The sequence below is a fragment of the Enterococcus sp. ZJ1622 genome (genome assembly GCF_011038845.1).
Taxonomy (GTDB): Bacteria; Bacillota; Bacilli; order Lactobacillales; family Enterococcaceae; genus Enterococcus_B.
Genome location: NZ_JAAKDW010000003.1, coordinates 132,814 through 151,187, shown reverse-complemented (window position 1 = coordinate 151,187; position 18,374 = coordinate 132,814). Strand labels below are relative to the sequence as shown.

The 18,374-nt window shown below is 43.1% G+C and carries 15 protein-coding genes; 6 read left to right on the top strand and 9 right to left on the bottom strand.

Going from position 1 to position 18,374, the window contains the following annotated elements:
- Positions 1–476: 476 nt before the first annotated feature.
- A complete protein-coding gene (locus G7Y42_RS03985; RefSeq protein ID WP_165004262.1) occupies positions 477–653 on the bottom strand; it encodes a hypothetical protein in 177 nt (58 codons plus the stop codon).
- Between the two features lie 238 nt (positions 654–891).
- Entirely contained in the window at positions 892–1,923 is a 1,032-nt protein-coding gene (gene queA / locus G7Y42_RS03980; RefSeq protein ID WP_165004258.1) for a tRNA preQ1(34) S-adenosylmethionine ribosyltransferase-isomerase QueA, read from the bottom strand.
- A gap of 217 nt (positions 1,924–2,140) precedes the next feature.
- Here queA and G7Y42_RS03975 point away from each other — a divergent pair, with 217 nt between their 5' ends.
- The 5 genes from G7Y42_RS03975 to G7Y42_RS03955 all read left to right on the top strand — a co-directional run bounded on the left by G7Y42_RS03975 (position 2,141) and on the right by G7Y42_RS03955 (position 6,727).
- Entirely contained in the window at positions 2,141–3,316 is a 1,176-nt protein-coding gene (locus G7Y42_RS03975; RefSeq protein ID WP_165004255.1) for an ABC transporter ATP-binding protein, read from the top strand.
- A 3-nt stretch (positions 3,317–3,319) separates the two neighbouring features.
- Complete coding sequence (locus G7Y42_RS03970; protein ID WP_165004252.1) at positions 3,320–3,961, top strand: ABC transporter permease; 642 nt, start codon at positions 3,320–3,322, stop codon at positions 3,959–3,961.
- The gene (locus G7Y42_RS03965) at positions 3,958–4,890 is read left to right on the top strand and encodes an osmoprotectant ABC transporter substrate-binding protein (protein WP_165004249.1); all 933 of its coding nucleotides are present in this window, start codon (positions 3,958–3,960) and stop codon (positions 4,888–4,890) included. The genes G7Y42_RS03970 and G7Y42_RS03965 overlap by 4 nt, the downstream gene beginning before the upstream one ends.
- A complete protein-coding gene (locus tag G7Y42_RS03960) occupies positions 4,874–5,551 on the top strand; it encodes an ABC transporter permease (protein WP_277424417.1) in 678 nt (225 codons plus the stop codon). Before G7Y42_RS03965 ends, G7Y42_RS03960 begins: the two co-directional genes overlap by 17 nt.
- A 252-nt stretch (positions 5,552–5,803) precedes the next feature.
- Positions 5,804–6,727, top strand: a complete 924-nt coding sequence (locus tag G7Y42_RS03955) for an endo-beta-N-acetylglucosaminidase H (protein WP_165004246.1) — start codon at positions 5,804–5,806, stop codon at positions 6,725–6,727.
- A gap of 687 nt (positions 6,728–7,414) precedes the next feature.
- Here the strand turns inward: G7Y42_RS03955 and G7Y42_RS03950 are convergent.
- From G7Y42_RS03950 to G7Y42_RS03940, 3 genes are all read right to left on the bottom strand, one after another.
- On the bottom strand, positions 7,415–9,238 hold the full coding sequence (locus tag G7Y42_RS03950; RefSeq protein WP_165004243.1) for an amino acid permease: 1,824 nt from the start codon (positions 9,236–9,238) through the stop codon (positions 7,415–7,417).
- Positions 9,239–9,794: 556 nt separating this feature from the next.
- The gene (locus G7Y42_RS03945; RefSeq protein WP_165004240.1) at positions 9,795–12,464 is read right to left on the bottom strand and encodes a YhgE/Pip domain-containing protein; all 2,670 of its coding nucleotides are present in this window, start codon (positions 12,462–12,464) and stop codon (positions 9,795–9,797) included.
- 284 nt (positions 12,465–12,748) lie between these two features.
- A complete protein-coding gene (locus G7Y42_RS03940) occupies positions 12,749–13,693 on the bottom strand; it encodes an NADP-dependent oxidoreductase (RefSeq protein WP_165004237.1) in 945 nt (314 codons plus the stop codon).
- A gap of 200 nt (positions 13,694–13,893) precedes the next feature.
- Between G7Y42_RS03940 and rpsN the strand changes: the two genes are divergently transcribed.
- Entirely contained in the window at positions 13,894–14,163 is a 270-nt protein-coding gene (gene rpsN, locus G7Y42_RS03935; protein WP_165004234.1) for a 30S ribosomal protein S14, read from the top strand.
- Positions 14,164–14,312: 149 nt separating this feature from the next.
- Here rpsN and G7Y42_RS03930 read toward each other — a convergent pair whose 3' ends face one another.
- From G7Y42_RS03930 to G7Y42_RS03915, 4 genes are all read right to left on the bottom strand, one after another.
- Entirely contained in the window at positions 14,313–14,681 is a 369-nt protein-coding gene (locus G7Y42_RS03930; RefSeq protein WP_165004231.1) for a type II toxin-antitoxin system PemK/MazF family toxin, read from the bottom strand.
- A 10-nt stretch (positions 14,682–14,691) separates the two neighbouring features.
- Positions 14,692–15,813 (bottom strand): alanine racemase, encoded by a 1,122-nt coding sequence (alr, locus tag G7Y42_RS03925; protein ID WP_165004228.1) that lies wholly within the window; start codon positions 15,811–15,813, stop codon positions 14,692–14,694.
- Positions 15,814–15,828: 15 nt separating this feature from the next.
- Positions 15,829–16,179: a holo-ACP synthase gene (gene acpS, locus G7Y42_RS03920; protein ID WP_165004225.1), complete on the bottom strand. Its 351-nt coding sequence runs from the start codon at positions 16,177–16,179 to the stop codon at positions 15,829–15,831.
- Positions 16,180–16,554: 375 nt separating this feature from the next.
- The gene (locus G7Y42_RS03915) at positions 16,555–18,066 is read right to left on the bottom strand and encodes a DEAD/DEAH box helicase (protein WP_165004222.1); all 1,512 of its coding nucleotides are present in this window, start codon (positions 18,064–18,066) and stop codon (positions 16,555–16,557) included.
- Positions 18,067–18,374 lie beyond the last annotated feature (308 nt).

Here is an 18,374-nt window from a genome sequence, read left to right as displayed (position 1 = left end):
CGTATGGCTGTTTGGATCAATCAACATCCAAGACAAGAAGTAAAACGATACGTAACAATTGAATAACGTAAACGTCTGAAAATTGAATACGAAACGAGAGATGTTTCAACTGTTGAAGATGTAACGAAAACAAGATTTTTTGTTTATCAAGAAGAAATTCAACAACGTACTTTACATGTATGATGGAAAGTTACACTCATTTCTGTTTATTTGATTCCTTCCGAGATACAAGAAAGCCGAGCTAATCGAGAGCTCGGCTTTTTCTTTTTCCGAATAAACGGTGTTCCACCTGCTGCTTCTCGGCAATAAGTTCACTGCACAAGAAAATATGGGAAGCTATTTTCTGTTCAGTGTCCTTATTCCTTAAAGCAGAACGCAGTTGTCACAACCTCACACACAGTGTTCAAGAAGTAACTTCTTCGAAAATAAGCCGAAATTCCACAAAAATTTGAAAAGCGATTTCCGTAAATTCCTTCTTATTGCTTGAAGCTGCCCACTTCTGTCACAACCTCTTCACTAAACGGTGTTCTCCTCCCAACTCTTCGGGCACAAGTCACAATATTCATCAAACATGAAAAGCTGTTTGTTGAAATTGTTCCTTGTGCCTCAGAGTTAAACGGCAGGCTCACAACCTCTGGTTCACGGTGTTCCATCTGCTGACCTTCGATATTAGCTCATAAAAATGCAAAATATAGGGAGCTATTTTACATTTTTCCTCTCTAATACTCAGGTCAAAACACAGTTGTCACAACCTCTAGTTACCGGTGTTCAAAAGCTTGCATCTGCGGTAATAAACCCAACCAAACAAAAAATATGAAGATCTATTTTTGTTTGGCTGTTCTTATTACTTGATGCAAGGCAGCTTTTTCACAACCTCTTTATATCTATCCTTTATTTCACAAACATCGCATCACCAAAGCTAAAGAACCGGTAACGCTCCTCGATCGCATGCTGGTACGCAGACAACGTCAGTTCTCTGCCTGCAAAGGCACTGACCAGCATCACTAAGGTCGATTTTGGCAAATGGAAATTCGTCGAGAAAGCTTCAACTACTTTGAATTGATAGCCAGGTGTGATGAAAATATCTGTCCAGCCGCTATCGGCTTTGATCTCTCCGTTAAATTTCGTTCCGATCGTTTCTAATGTTCTGATCGAAGTTGTTCCGACTGCAACGATCTTCCCGCCATTTTTACGTACTTGGTTCAAACGGTCAGCGGCTTCCTCCGTCAAACGATAAAATTCACTGTGCATATGGTGCTCTTCGATTTTATCTACGCTGACAGGACGGAATGTACCTAACCCTACGTGGAGTGTCAGATACACAAGTTCAACGCCTTTTGCTTCGATTTCTTTCAGCAATCCTTCTGTAAAATGCAAACCAGCAGTTGGTGCAGCTGCCGAACCATTTTCTTTTGCATAGACTGTCTGGTAACGATCTGGATCTTCCAAACGTTCTTTGATATACGGCGGCAAAGGCATTTCCCCTAATGATTCAAGAATCTCTAAGAATATACCGTCATATTCAAACTCGATGATCCGTCCGCCATGTTCCAGCTCTTCTTTGACAACAGCTTGCAGACGTCCGTCACCAAATGAGATCCGTGTACCGACTTTGGCACGTTTTGCTGGTTTGATCAGGGTTTCCCATGTATCGCCTTCTGTATTCGTTAGAAGCAATACCTCTAGATGGGCACCTGTTTCTGGTTTTTCCCCATACAAACGTGCGGGCAAAACGCGTGTATTGTTCATCACCAGTGCATCGCCTGGATTCAACTCATCGATAATGTCATGGAAATGTCTATCTTCCATTTCTCCTGTTTCACGATTCAAGACAAGCAAGCGTGACTGGTCGCGATCTTTCAATGGCGTTTGAGCGATCAGTTCTTCTGGCAAGTCGAAATCAAAATCTTCTGTTGTTAACATATCGTCACTCACTTTCTATCATGTGCTCAATCATTCTACCATTTTTCGTGCTGTATTGGCAAAAAACGGCGACTGATTTTCCTTGGCTTCTCCCTTTTACTTCAATACAAACATGCAGAATAGCTGCAAAAATATTCCTCATTTGTAATCTGGCGTTCTTTTAGGCATACTAGTAGTAGGAGAATCTTCACTGAAAATGAAAAGAAGAGGTGGCACCATGATTGAATTCCAGAATGTCTCAAAGATTTACAAAGGCGGAAAAATCGCTGTCGAAGACGTCAATCTATCATTTGAAAAAGGCGAATTCATCTGTTTTATCGGTACGAGTGGCAGCGGAAAAACCACGACGATGCGGATGATCAACCGAATGACTGACCCGACCAAAGGAAAAATCCTGATCGATGGAAAATCCATCCAAGAGATCAATCCCGTTGAATTACGACGACAAATCGGCTACGTGATCCAAAGCATCGGCCTCATGCCTCACATGACTATCCGCGAAAATATCACCCTTGTCCAGAAATTATTGAAAGTCAGCCAGGAAGAGCGAAATAAAACAGCAGAAAAAATGATCGATCTGGTCGAACTTCCTCGTGAAATGTTGGACCGATATCCCCACGAACTCTCAGGCGGTCAGCAGCAACGGATCGGTGTCGTGCGTGCCTTGGCAGCCAACCAAGATATCATACTGATGGATGAACCATTTGGTGCCCTTGACCCCATCACTCGCGATTCACTTCAGGATCTGGTCAAAGATTTGCAAGAACGACTTGGTAAAACCATCGTCTTCGTTACCCACGATATGGACGAAGCGATCAAACTTGCTAGTCGAATCGCAATCATGAGTGAAGGACGTGTGATCCAATTCGATACGCCGGAAAATATCCTGCGTCATCCTGCAAACGATTTCGTAGAAGAGCTGATCGGTGAAGATCGTCTCTTGCAGGCAAAACCAGACACGACTCGTGTAGGCGAAGTGATGCTGAATAAAGCGATCACGATCACACCGGAAAAATCCCTACAAGAAGCGATCAGCCTCATGAGAGAAAAACGTGTCGATACGCTACTTGTAACAGATAACTCGAATGTACTCAAAGGATTTATCGACGTCGAGACGCTGAATAAAAAACGTGGGAAAGTCTCTAGTGTAGGCGATATCCTCAATAAAGATGTCTTTTACGTCAAAGAGTCCGCCTATCTTCGTGATACATTGCAGCGGATCTTGAAACGCGGATTGAAATATGTGCCTGTCGTCAACGAGCAAAACAAAGTAGTTGGCATCTTGACACGTGCTTCCCTTGTCGATATCGTCTATGACGTGATCTGGGGAGAAGACCATTCCATCACTGAAGCGATCGGCTCTGCAGACTCTGACGAAGCAAAGGAGGGATAACTGATGCAAGCATTTTTTAATCAGCACGGCTCCGAGATACTTTCCAAAAGTCTTGAACATATTTATATTTCAAGTATCGCTTTAGTTCTAGGGATCCTTGTGGCTGTTCCTCTCGGTGTGCTCCTGACCCGTTTTTCAAAAGTCGCGAACATCGTGATTGGCATCACGAGTGCCTTGCAGACTGTCCCTTCTCTTGCTTTGCTCGCTCTGATGATCCCACTGTTCGGTGTAGGGAAAACACCTGCAATCATTGCTTTATTTATCTATTCATTGTTGCCGATTCTGCGTAATACCTATATCGGCATGAAAAATGTCGATTGGAACTATCGAGATGTAGCAAAAGGAATGGGTATGACGAATTATCAATCCATCACCTCGGTCGAACTTCCGATCGCCATGCCAACGATCATGGCAGGTATACGCTTGGCAGCAGTCTACGTCATTGCATGGGCAACTTTAGCCTCTTACATCGGTGCTGGCGGACTTGGAGATTTGATTTTCAGTGGTCTGAACAACTATCAGCCTGACCTGATCTTTGCTGGAACGATCCCCGTCACTATCTTAGCGCTTTTAGCTGATTGGCTATTAGGTCTCTTAGAAAAATACCTGACACCGATCGCCCTTAGAGAGGAGAATGACGAATGAAACGAATCCTTAAACATACGATGATCCTATTCTTCACTGTCTTCTTCCTCGCCAGCTGTTCCTTCCCTGGTCTTGCAAGCAACACGGATGAAGACACGATCTCCATCACAGGAGGGATCACATCCGAAGCACAGATCTTAGCCAGTCTTGTAGCCGGTATGGTGGAGCATTATACAGATAAGAACACAGCGATCATCAACAATCTAGCGACAACGACGATCAATCATCAGGCAATGATGAACGGCGATGCATCGATCTCAGCTGCTCGTTACACAGGAACTGATTTGACGACTACACTGAATCTTCCTCCTGAAAAAGATCCGAAGAAAGCCTTTGATATCGTGACCCGAGAGTTTGAGAAAAGATACGATCAAACATGGTTCCCTTCTTATGGCTTTGAAAATACGTATGTCTTCCTTGTAAGAAAAGATACCGCAGAGAAATACCATCTGAAAAAAGTCAGTGACTTGAAAAATGTCGCGGACAAGCTAGTTGCCGGTGTCGATACTTCCTGGATCAATCGAAAAGGCGATGGTTATGACGGTTTCCAAGTAACTTATGGTTTCTCCTTTGATTCGATTTTGCCCATGCAGATCGGATTAGTCTATGATGCAGTGGAAGCAGGCAAAATGGATATCGTCTTAGGCTATTCGACAGATGGCCGTATCGCAAGCTATGACCTAGTGATGTTGGAAGATGATCTACAGTTCTTTCCGCCCTATGATGCTGCGCCAGTTGTCGATAATAAAATACTCGAAGACACACCGCGACTGAAAGAAGCACTGAATAAATTAGGGAATACGATCACTACAGAAGAGATGCAGCAGCTGAACTACGAAGCAGACAACAATCTGGTGGAACCTTCTGTCGTTGCTGAACGTTTCTTGAAAGAACACCATTATTTTGAAGGAAGTGAAGCTCATGGATAAAATGAATGTATTCCAACAGTTTTTCTATTATTTCCAAGAAAACGGCGCTTATGTCTTCGCCCAGTTTATCCGACACTTTCTGATTTCAATCTATGGCGTTCTACTTGCAGCGATCGTAGGCATCCCTGTTGGTATCTTGGTCTCACGCAAGCGAAAACTAGCTGATTGGGTGATCCGCTTTGCCAATATTATCCAAACGATCCCTTCTCTTGCCATGATCTCGATTTTGATGATTGGTCTAGGGCTTGGTGTCAATGTCGTGATCGTCACTGTCTTCTTGTATTCACTCCTGCCGATCATCAAGAACACGTATACTGGGATGATCCAAGTCGACAAAAATATCTTAGATGTCGGGAAAGGAATGGGCATGACCGCCAAACAACGGTTATTCATGGTCGAACTGCCTCTTTCTGTTTCCGTCATCATGGCTGGTATACGAAATGCTCTGGTCGTTGCGATCGGAATCACTGCGATTGGCGCTTTTGTCGGTGCAGGAGGACTTGGTGATATCATCATCCGCGGAACAAATGCGACAGACGGGACTTCGATCATTCTGGCAGGTGCTCTGCCCACCGCATTGATGGCGATCATCACTGACTGGGTACTAGGTATATTGGAACGAAGACTTGATCCTGCATCAAAGAAATCTCAATTGGAATAAACCATACAAGTAAAGAAAAACGACTAAGATTAGTGATGGATGAAGTGGCAGCTGATTCCATTTTCTAGTCTTAGTTTTTTGTACCTAACTCTCCTCTTCTTCTCTACTCCGATCAGCACTTTCCTCGTCTCCAAGAAACATGGATAGTCATTTCTCGAAAAAACTCCTTGCCAGATACCACAATAATCGATATCATAAAAAAGGAAGCGTTTTCTAAAATTCCAACTATTGAATTCAGGAGGAGGTTTTTTTATGAAAAAACAGGGTACAGCTTTATGGTTGCCAGCATTTGCGTTCTTATTGTTATTTGGCGTTGGTTTATTGGGGTTTTCAGTAAAAGGCAATGCAGATGTACAAAGAACAGTGCCAAAGACGGTCATGTATGTCGAGGTGAATGATAACGAGTTTAATAATATCGGCAAGTATACTTTAGAAGGCTCAAACAAACCAGCAATCGATATAGGCATCATTTTCGCCGCAAATATCAATTATAACTCGGAAACAAAAAAGCCATATCTCTATCTGAATGAACAAGTCGAACGAACATTGAATGACAAAGAGGAACAGATACAGCCATTACAAGCACGCGGGACAAAAGTCCTTCTGTCGATTTTAGGGAATCATCAAGGTGCAGGATTCGCCAACTTCGAAAGCTATGAAAACGCAGATGCTTTTGCTGCAGAACTGGCGCAAGTCGTAGAGAAATATGGGTTAGATGGGATCGACTTCGATGATGAATATGCGGAATACGGAAAAAATGAGACACCGATGCCGAATGACCAGTCTTTTATCTGGCTTCTGCAGGCTTTACGTGGACGTCTAGGCGATGACAAACTGATCACCCTCTATAACATTGGACCAGCTGCTGAAAATTCCAGATTCGACGATCGCGTATCGAAAAATGTCGACTACGCTTGGAATCCATACTACGGAACGTGGAGTGCGCCTGAATTCCCTGGAATGGATACAACACGTTTGAGCGCTGCTGCGGTTGAGGTGGATCAGAATAAAGCCCAGAGTGTCCAATTTGCAAAACGGACGTTAGAAGAGAATTATGGGATCTTTTTGATGTACAATCTGAAAGCTTCTAACTCGGCAGATTTCCTTTCTGGTATCACCCAAGCACTTTACGAGCAAAAGACGATCTATACTCCATCTATTCCATCCGTCAGGTAATTGCTGGATGAGCATTTGAGAACAATTAAAAAGAGGTCGTGAAAGAAGTGGGCAGCTTCAAGAAATAAGAAGGGATTGACGAAAATTGCTTTTCAAATTTTTGTGGAATTTCGGCTTATTTTCGAAGAAGCTACTTCTGGAACACCGTGAATCAGAGGTTGTGAAAAAGTTGCCCTGCATCAAGTAATAAGAACAGCCAAACAAAAATAGTTCTCCATATTTTTCGTTTGGCTGGACTTATTACCGAAGATGCAAGCTTTTGAACACCATTTAGTGGAGAGGTTGTGACAACTGCGTTCTGCTTTAAGGAATAAGGACACTGAACAGAAAATAGCTTCTCATATTTTCTTGTGCAGTGAACTTATTGCCGAGAAGCAGCAGTTGGAACACCGTTTAGAGAGGTCGTGAGCCTGCCGTTTAACTCTGAGGCACAAGGAACAATTTCAACAAACAGCTTCTCATGTTTGATGAATATTGTGACTTGTGCCCGAGGAGTTGGCAGGGGGACACCGTGAATCAGAGGTTGTGACAACTGCGTTTTGACCTGAGTATTAGAGAGAAAAAATGTAAAATAGCTCCCCATATTTTGCATTTTTATGAGCTAATATCGAAGGTCAGCAGTTGGAACACCGTTTATTCGAAAGAGAAGCTGTGACAAAAGTCTTGTCACAGCTTCTCTTATTGGTTCTATTTCTTCAAATGGTAGCTATACGTACTGATGACGATATTTTCCCGCCAAGAAAGCCGTAATCGAAGCCGCAAACTTGTTTGGTTATGCAGGATATTCTGCCATCTGCGGTTTGGTACGAATTGCGGGATCAAAACAGTCGTCGTATAGTTTTGCTTCGCTGCATTCTTGCTGACGATATCCACATAGCGGATAATCGGATTTTCGATTGAGCGATAAGATGAGTGGACAACAGAAAAACGAACATCAGGGAAATGTTTCTTGAACTCTGCTTCGATTTCTTTTTCCTTCTCGACATCCTCATCCAATGAAACATGCATCGCTACGACATAATCGCCGATCGAACGCGCATAATTCAACGCGCCGATATTGACCCGCGTCACATTACCGACTAAAACAAGTACAGTATTTCCGTCAAAATCATGTAGTTTCGCATCTTTTTCCAGACGAAGCTGTTCAGCCACTTTCTTATAGTGATCGTGGATCTTGTAAAAGATGAACATCACGATCGGCATGATGATGAAGAATGGCCAGATATCGCCTAAACGATAGATGAACAAAATCACGATGATCGCATAGGAGATAAAGGCACCTGTGATATTGGCAATGGATTTTCCAAGCCAGTTTTTCCCTTCTTTTTTCCATTTGACGACCATCCCTGTTTGAGACAAAGCAAATGGGATAAATACGCCGATCGAATAAAGTGGAATCAATCGTTCCGTCGAGCCATGGAAAATAAACAGCAAGACGATCGAACCTAATGCCAATGTGATGATCCCGTTCGAATAGCCTAAACGATCGCCGCGATCCTGATACATGTGCGGCATGAATTTGTCTTTTGCCAAATTGTAAGCAAGCACTGGGAATGCAGAAAACCCGGTATTGGCTGCGACTGCCAAGATCAATGCCGTGGCAAATTGCAGGATATAATACAAGATCCCGTGTCCGAAGACTGCTTGACCGATTTGTGCTAATACTGTCACTTCTTTTTCTGGAACGATTCCGTACCAGTAATTGATAAAAGTGATACCAACGAAGAAGAACCCTAAGATAACTGCCATCATCGTCAATGTTGCCGCAGCATTTTTAGCGCGCGGTTTCTTGAAGAACGGCACCGCATTACTGATCGCTTCGACCCCTGTCAAAGAAGAAGAACCCGAGGAGAACGCCCGCAAGATCAGCGCGATCGAGACCCCTGGGACCGCAGCTCCTGGAAGAGCCGTCGCATGCAGTGGCACCGCACCAGTGACAATGTTGAACAAACCGACAACGATCAGCATCGAGATCACGAGGATGAACGTATACACCGGAAAGAGCAGAAAAGAAGCAGATTCCCTCAATCCTCTGAGATTCAGCATCATCAAGAGTATCACGATCGTCACCGAGATGGCCACTTGATGCCCATAAAGAGCAGGTATCGCTGAAGTGATCGCTTCTGCTCCGGCTGATACAGATACAGCAACAGTCAGCATATAATCGATCAGGAGTGAGCCACCAGAGATCAGACCTGCATTTTTTCCTAGATTCTCACTACTTACGACATAGGCGCCACCGCCATGAGGATAAGCATGGATGATCTGGCGATACGATAACGTCAAAGAAATCAATAAAATAATAACAAATGCTGCAATAGGCAAAGAATACCAGATAGCGGCAGCTGACAAAGCAACTAGCACGACAACGATCTGTTCCGTTCCGTATGCAATGGACGATAACGCATCAGAAGACAATAACGCAAGAGCAGCAAATCTCGTCAATTTGTGCTCATCGTTTTCAGCAGATTTTAAAGGCTTACCTACTAATAACCTTTTTAAGTAGTCCAATTTTTAAACTCCTTTACACACATATTTGCTTCAAAATTGATGGTCGAAAATTTATAGTAAACAAGATGTTATAGTACGCTCACCCACCTTAAAAGTCAATAAACTTTGACAAAATATTTGGGAAAAAACAGAAAAATATCAAGCGTCCTTTCAAACGCTTTATTGCACGTCAGATCAAGCCCTATTCTACTCCTTTCCGACACACTATAGCAAAAGGATAGAACGTGACATTTCGAGTCAGGTTCTATCCTTTTTTCGCTATAAATTGATCTACAGGGGGCTGTGACAAAAGTCTTGTCACAGCCATTTTTTTCCGAATAAACAGTGTTCCAACTGCTGCTTCTCGGCAATAAGTTCACTGAACAAGAAAATATGAGGAGCTATTTTCTGTTCAGTGCCCTTATTCCTTAAAGCAGAACGCAGTTGTCACAACCTCTGATTCACGGTGTTCTCCTGCCAACTCCTCGGGCACAAGTCACAATATACATCAAACATGAGAAGCTGTTTTTGAAATTGTTCCTTGTGCCTCAGAGTTAAACAGCAGGCTCACAACCTCTTAATGGAAGATGTGGCTCTCATGTGCTGCTTCTTTGAATTTGGTCATTTTTTCTTCGATATATGGATAAACAGCTGTTCCAACGATACCGAACACGATGAATAATCCGATCATGATCCAAATGGCTTTTGTCGCATTTGGCCAATAGATCCCACCTGCAGATTCCCGAAGCAGATTCACTGCATGAGTGAATGGCAGGAATGGGTTGATCATTTGGAAGAACTTACCGGAAACTTGGATCGGATAGTTCCCCCCACCGCCGGAGATCGACAGTACTAAGATGATAATGGCGATCCCTTTTCCGACATTGTCGAACAATGCGGCTAAGACATAGACGATCATCATGAATGCCAAAGCGATCAATACCGCAAAGGACACACTGTACACTGGATTTTGGACATCAACGCCCAGCAAGAAGATATTTCCTAGCGTAACAATCAGACTTTGAGCGATCGCCATCGTCAAGAAAGTCAGCATCCGTGCAACGAATTGTTCACGTTTCGTGAAGTGGTTGCGGTCTTTCTTCCCAAGATAATAGTCAGTTGTTGCTACACTTGAAAGAAGGACGGCACCTACCCACAAACAAAGAGCTGTGTAAAATGGTGTGCTTGCAGAGCCGTTATTCGCAATCGGATATAAGGCATTTGTCTGCAGATCCACTGGGTTCGTAAAGAAGTCACTTTCCTTCGTCGCATCAAGCTTCAATAATTTGATGACTTCGCCTAGATCGACTTCTTTTTCCCCTTTTCGGATCGCATCTGCTGCTTTTTGGATACCACTCTTGATACTTGGCCAATCATTATTGATCAGATCAGCGGCCGCATTGACTGCTGTTTCTACTTCTGGCATTTTTTCATTGACAGTTCCCAATGTGCTGGTAATCTCTGTTTTCAGAGTCGGCCAGTCATTTTGGATGAAATCTGCTGCAAGACCAAGTTTTTGTTCTAATATCGGCAACTCATTGTTGTACAGGTCTGCGCCTTGGTTGATACCATTGACGATCGTATCCATGTTGCCATTCAGCATGGTATTGGCGTCATGCACCTCTTGACCAATCGCAGGCATCTCTTTCTGATACTTCTCAAGGATCGCTACAGCGTTCGTGACAGTCGCTTTCGTGGAGCTTAGTAGCGATTCAAAATCGATCTGGTCTGCTTTGCTCAGTGCGCCTTGTGCAGTTCCAATCGTGTTGATCACTTGGTCTAGTAGGGAAGTTACAGTAGAACTGACATTGTTTACATCAATGCCGTTAATTAAACCTTCCACGTTAGATATAGCATCTTTTATTTCTTTAAAGAGGTCTTGACTGATACTTCCTGCCTGAACAGCAGTATTCAAGGCGTTTTTCAATACATCCAATAACGTTTTGCCTTGAGTCAACTTGTCAATAATCCCCTGTAATTTATCATTTCCGGCATTATTCTGCAATTCAGTTAAAAATTGAATCAATTTGTCAATAGTAGCTTGTTGCTGTGGAATACTATCAATGATAGTTTGTATTGCTTGTTTTTGCTCATCTGTTAATTCAGTTCCAACTTGGATGGAATCTATTAGCGAGCCCGTCGTTGTCGCTACTTGACCAATCGAATCCAACGTCACTTGCACGCTGCTTGTGATGCTTGGTACAGCGTCTTTCAATTGAGTAGCTCCCGCTTTTGTCTGGTCAGCTAAGCTGTTCGCCTGCGTTTCCAGATTTTTCACATCTGGCAAGATGTCTTGGACTTGTTGGATAATCGTCAGGCCTTGTTTGGCTTCATCGATCCCTTGGTTCATCGTGTCTTGGATCGAAGAAAAATCGCTGTCGATCTCCGCTAATTGTTTACCGGCGTTTTGGATCTCTGGGATTTTTGTCTGCAAATCTAAAATGATTTTCCCTTGTTCTCTGAGCTCAGGCATTTTGTCATTGAGCGCAACGACCTTCTCGCCCATCTCATCTACTTTCGGCAGATAATCGACGAACTCATTGGCTTTGTTCAATTTTTCTTTGATCTCAGGCAATTGGCCTTGCAATTCTAGTACTTGCTGCGTGTAGCCATCGATCGTATCTAGGTCTTCATCCGTGGACAGGATCATGTCTTTGACTTTATTGATGCTGACTAGGTTAGAATCGAGGTCATAACCGATCTCGTTGAACACCGTCAGTAAAGTCGAACTGGCTGTCTTAGTGAATTCATCAGTGATTTGGGCCTGTATGGACGATGCCCCTTTATCTGTGATTTTTGGTGCGATCGCGTTGATCTTTTCATTGACTGTGTACTCGATTTTCGGTTTTTTGATGTCACCGCTCGTAAAACTCAACAGATCTTCGGAAAAATCTTCTGGCAGATAGATCCCTGCATAATATTTTCCCGAACGTACGCCATCTTCCAGCTGTTTCTCGGAACCAACGAACTTCCATCCTAATTGTTTGTTTTTATGGAGCGATTCGATCACTTGCTTTCCGATAGCCACTTCTTCTCCTTGGAATTCGGCTGGCTTGTCCGCACTGTAAACAGCGATTGGCAATTCACCAGTATTGCCATATGGGTCCCATAGAGCTTTGATATTGAACCACGCGTAAAGCGATGGAATAATCATTATAGCAACGATCAGAAGTGTTGCGATCGGGTTTTTGAAAATTCTCTTCCAGTCAAGTAGATAAAGTTTGATTGTATTTTTGATTGACTGCATAGTTATCCCCTTCTTCTTTTTTTCAGCTGAATTACTTTACCATGTAAACCACGCTGTTTTCAATCGTCAATTTTCAAAAAGACAAAGATTTTTGACATATGATTGAAATTGTCCTATTGTAATCTCTTACATCTTGATAAATAATTAAGATTTATAGAATTACTTTATCATGAAACAAATCAGAAAGATAACTTTACGCTGAGCACTTCATCTGATGACTTCAATCAAAAAGCTGGACCACCTGATGTGATCCAGCTTTTTTTGATTATCTTCTTTGTTCTCTGTCATTTATTCAACAGAACAATCTTCCCAGCAGGTGGATGACCTTCCAGCTGTTGGTGTGCCCAAATGACATGATCTAGTGTCGCAGGCAGTTCTTCAGCGATTGGAATAGTAAAGAGACCTTTTTCATACGCATGCAGCAAACCGGAAAAAGCTTCTTTATCTTGGTATTCTTTTCGCGGTACGTAAGATTCATAGAAGCCTTCTTTTTTCTGGCGTAATGCCAGATCCGGCAGTTCGTTCAATGCAATGTAACGCCCGCCTTCTTTCATGATACGAATCCCAGTTTCTCCCTGGATACTCCCCTTTGTTGCATCGATCACGACATCTGCTTGATTTTCGAATTTCTCGGCTGGATCAGTTTCGTCATAAGCTGTAAACTCTGATACACCGAGTTTCCGTACTTTTTCTTCATTTTTCTTCGATGCGCTGGCAAGTACTCTGATTCCTTTTTCATGTAGCAATTGCAGTAAACTTGCTCCTACGCCGCCTGATGCACCTTGTACCATCACTGTATCTGTCGGTTGGAGATCCAGCAAGTGATTGAGGAGATTATAAGCGGTCAATCCCGTTGTTACCATACCTGCCGCTTCTGCCCAACTCATCTTTTCTGGTATTTTCGCCGCCTTTGCAGCAGGCATGACCACTTCTTCTCCATAGGTTCCTCCTACGGTATGGATGACGACTCGATCACCGATCTTGACTGAATCCACATCCGCTGACGTTTCTGTGACGATGCCGGCTCCATCGTTTCCGGGAACATACGGAAATTTCAAGGTACGTACTTCTTTCATTTTTCCTGAACGGAGTGCCACATCGTAAGGATTGATCCCGAATGCTTTGATTGCTACTCGGATATGTCCTGCAGTAACTTCTCGGGGCTCGGCAGAGATTTCTTTAAAAACAGCTGGTGCTTCTCCGTAATCTGTCATTGCGAATCTGCGCATGATCTTCACGCTCCTTTTTTCTTTCAGTTTACGAGTATCGGCTTGTTTTGACAAAAAAATCGTCTTCGTTCGAATCGTTTACACAAGAAACAAAATAGTTGTCTTTTCTTTCGAAATGTGGTAAATTATGTATCTAAAAGCGTAATGATTACGATTTACGTTTTTAGACAACCAATACAATCAACTGGAGGAATTTGTTTATGGCTAAAAAATCAAAAATCGCAAAAGCAAAGAAACAGCAAGAAACGATTGAACGCTATGCAGCTTTGCGTCAAGAATTAAAAGCGCAAAAAGATTACGAAGGCTTGCGCAAACTGCCTTTGGATGCACGACCAGAACGATTGAAAAATCGTGATCTAATCGACGGAAGACCTCGCGGCTACATGCGTAAATTCGGTATGTCTCGCGTGAAATTCCGTGAACTGGCACATCAAGGGCTGATTCCTGGAGTCAAAAAAGCAAGCTGGTAAGAAAATAGTAAAGCAGACAAAGGAGGAAGTTTTATGGATTACTCCTTTCAGCCGCAAAAAAGATACGTCATCCAAACATTCGTTGGATAGGACGTATCTTTTTTTATCCATTTAACTGATCCTTTTATATGTAAAGGCTGTTGGCAGTCTCAGCAGTTTTTTGTCACTGGTGTCAGCGCTTCGATCCCGACACTGATTTTTAATGCTTTATCTACTTCCATCATGATCGACCGTTCGAGATGACAGACTTTTTCTTTCAATCTCGATTTATCGATCGTTCGAATCTGCTCCAGTAAAATAACCGAGTCACGTTCGATCCCAGTCCCAGTTGCTTTGATCCCGATATGCGTCGGCAGTTTCGGTTTCGCCATTTTCGCTGTGATCGCAGCAACAATGATCGTTGGACTAAAATGGTTACCCAAGTTATTTTGAATCACCAAGACAGGACGTGTCCCGCCTTGTTCTGATCCCACGACTGGAGAAAGATCAGCAAAGTATATATCTCCTCTTTTTACCATAGGATCCTCCTTAATCTTGATATTCTCTTGGTATACGCAAACCTAGTATACAAGCTACTTCATAGTGGATCGTTCCCAGTTGATCTGCTACATCTTGCATCGTGATTTCTTCGTTCTGATTCTTTCCGATCAGTGTCACTTTTGTTCCTACAGGCATTTCATGAGGCAGGCGCACCATCAGCTGATCCATACATACACGTCCTACAGTTTCACAGTAATTTCCGTCAATCAATAGTGAAAAACCCTGCATTTTCCGTAACCAGCCGTCTGCATAGCCGATTGGGACTGTACCGATCCATTCTGGTTGCGAGGTGACATATGTTTCACCATATCCGATCCCTTCTCCTGCAGCTAGCTGTTTGACTTGAATCAGCTCGGAAACAAGCTCAAGTGCCGGCTTCAATGGATAGACCTCGGGCAACGCATGTCCAGAAGGATTCAATCCGTACATTGCTGCACCGTATCGTATCATGTTACCGATAATCTCTGAATGCCACAACGCAGTCGCACTGTTACTGACATGGACATAGCGAGGCAATTCAGGAAGCACCGCAACTGCGTCTTCAAATCGCTGTTTTTGAAGATTCCAGTAAGTATCATCCGCCTGATCCGCTGTCGAAAAATGAGTGAACAGACCTTCCCAATATAGATACGGATTTTTCTGGATAAACTCCGCAGCTTCTTTTACTCCGTTAGGCGTCAGGAAACCGATTCTCCCCATCCCAGTATCTACTTTCAGATGAAGGCGAAGCGGATGATCCATTTTGCTTTCTTCTAAAACAGCAGCCGTTTTTTGCAGCCATTCCCATGTACCGGCAGTTATCGAAAGATCGTGTGCAACTGCTAAAGTCAAGGCATCATATGGGATCATATTCAATACGAGGATCGGCTGTGTAAAACCAGCTTCTCGCAATTCAACCCCTTCATCCAAATTCGCCACACAAAAACCGGTCGCACCTCCTGCCACTGCCGCTTGTGCTGCTTCAACAGCACCGTGGCCATAGCCATTTGCTTTTACCACAGCAAATAGTTCTTTTCCTTCAGGGAGCCTTGCAAGCTCATTTGCTACGTTTTCTGTAATAGCCTGTGTATGTATAACTGCTTTTGTTGGACGATGCCAAGCGACTACCATCATTCTTCCTTCTTTCTATTCTTCTAGAATAATCTGTGCAAAAGCGACTTCATCGGTATGCGTGATACTGACCCAAACCGTTCCAGTGTGAGGGGATTGCGTGACAACGGGCTGACCAGCCTCGTTTTTCAAAATCTCGATTTCCTGAAAAGTGACTTTTCCGATACCTGTCCCCCATGCTTTTGAAAAAGCTTCTTTACATGCATAGCGTCCCCCTAAAAATTCCACTTGCCGATGAAAAGGCAATATATGGAACAATTCGATCTCTTTTGGGGTCAGTACCCGGTCGACAAAATGCGGCTTTTCTTTGATGATCCTGGCGATCCTAGGTAGCTCTACTGCGTCAATTCCAATTCCTTTTATCATCTGATTTTCTCTCTTCAACAAATTTAGAACACTCTCATTCTACCAAATTCTGGGCATTTTGCCACAAATAAGTACACAAATAACAAAAATGATAGCTTCTATTTATAAAAAACATAAACTACTGCCGTTCCAACAGCCTTCCAAAAAAAGAAGACAACAAGACAAATAATCGGTCTGTCTCCTCGTTTTTTGCCCCATCTCATCATAAAGAAAAAGTTTTACAAAACACAATAGCGACTTGTTTCCGGAATAAAAAAATAGGACAAGACTCTATCAGTCTTGTCCTATTAAGAGATTCAGCTCAAAAGTCACATCTAGGGCACTACACCCGATAAGATGGACGATTCGAGAAGCGAAATCATACTATCGCGATTTTTAGTCGTTATTCGTACGGATCACAAATCCACGTTTCTTGTCATTGTGACGTTTTCCGCCTTCTTTTTGGCTGCTGTTGTTTTTGTTGTAGCTGCCTTTTGATTTGTTGCCTCGGTAGCTTCCACCGTCACGACGGTTACGGTTGTTCCCGCCTCCGCGCTTGCCATTTTTGTTGTACCCTTTTTTCTGCATTGGCAATGGACGTTCTGGGGTGATTTTCACTGGTACTGCATCAGATGGATCTTTTGCTGTTGTTTTCAATAACAAAGCAACTAGGTCTTGTGCAGAATATTCTTCCAGTAATTTATCCGCAGTTTGCAGATATTTATCTAACCCGTTTTCTTCAAGTTTTGCTTCGATCTGTTCGACCGCAGCACCTAATTGTCCTTTGAAAGCTTCTTTTTCGGTTGGTGGACGTAATGTCGTCATCCGTTTTTTCGTCAAGTTTTCAATAACATGCAGGTAGTTCATTTCATTCGGTGTCACAAATGTAACTGACATTCCGCCTTTTCCGGCACGGCCTGTACGTCCGATACGGTGAACATAGCTTTCTGGATCTTGAGGGATATCGTAGTTGTAAACATGTGTGACTCCTGAAATATCAAGCCCACGTGCTGCAACGTCTGTCGCAACAAGGATATCTAAGTGTCCACTCTTGAATGAACGCAATACGCTCATCCGTTTTTGCTGAGATAAATCACCATGGATTCCTTCTGCACGATAGCCACGCGCTTCTAATCCGCGTGCTAGTTCATCGACACGGCGTTTTGTACGACCGAACACGATCGTCAATTCTGGTGATTGCACGTCGAACAGACGAGTCATGATATCGAATTTTTCGTATTCTTTAGCACGTACGTAATATTGGTCGATCAGATCAGCTGTCATTTCTTTTGTCTTGATCTTCACGTGATGCGGATCTTTCATGAATTTGACACCGATGTTTTTGATAGCTGGTGGCATAGTTGCTGAAAACAGCAAGGTTTGACGTTCGCTAGGTACTTGAGAGATGATTTTTTCAATATCTTCCAAGAAGCCCATATTCAGCATTTCATCTGCTTCATCCAATACTAATGTTTGGACTGTGCCAAGTTTCAATGTGTGACGGTTGATATGGTCAAGCATACGTCCTGGTGTTCCGACAACGATATGTGGACGATCTTTTAATCCACGGATCTGGCGACCGATATCTGCGCCACCGTAAACAGCTTGTACGCGGACTTTTTTATCGCGTCCTAAACGGTAAAGTTCTTCTTGCGTCTGGATTGCTAGCTCACGTGTCGGTGAGATGACTAATCCTTGAAGTTCATTACGCTGCGGATCGATTTTTTCTAACATTGGCAAACCAAATGCTGCTGTTTTACCTGTCCCTGTCTGTGCTTGTCCAATAACGTCTTTTCCATCCAATGCTAACGGGATCGTTTCCGATTGGATTGGCGTTGCTTCTTCAAAACCAGCGCGTTCGACTGATTTCAACAATTCTGGTGATAATTCTAGTTCTTTAAATTTCAAATGAATCCTCCTATGTGGTTGTTAACTGAGGATGTAGCTTTTTTTGCTACCCCGTCGATTTGTTCGGTCAAAGTGTGTTGTTTCTTTTTTTGACAGTGGCCACGTACGTTATCTCATTCCTAGCCCCTGTGGCACCACCGAAAAATCACTTTGCGAAGTTTAGGCATTAGAAAAGCCAAACGGGTCGCGTTCAGCTTTATCATTGTTATGACATCTGGCTTTAGCAATTGCAACCAATTACAAAACCAGTCCAATTTCTCTTCATCTTTCGGCAATAGGTTATTCTAACATATTCTATCATTTTCTGC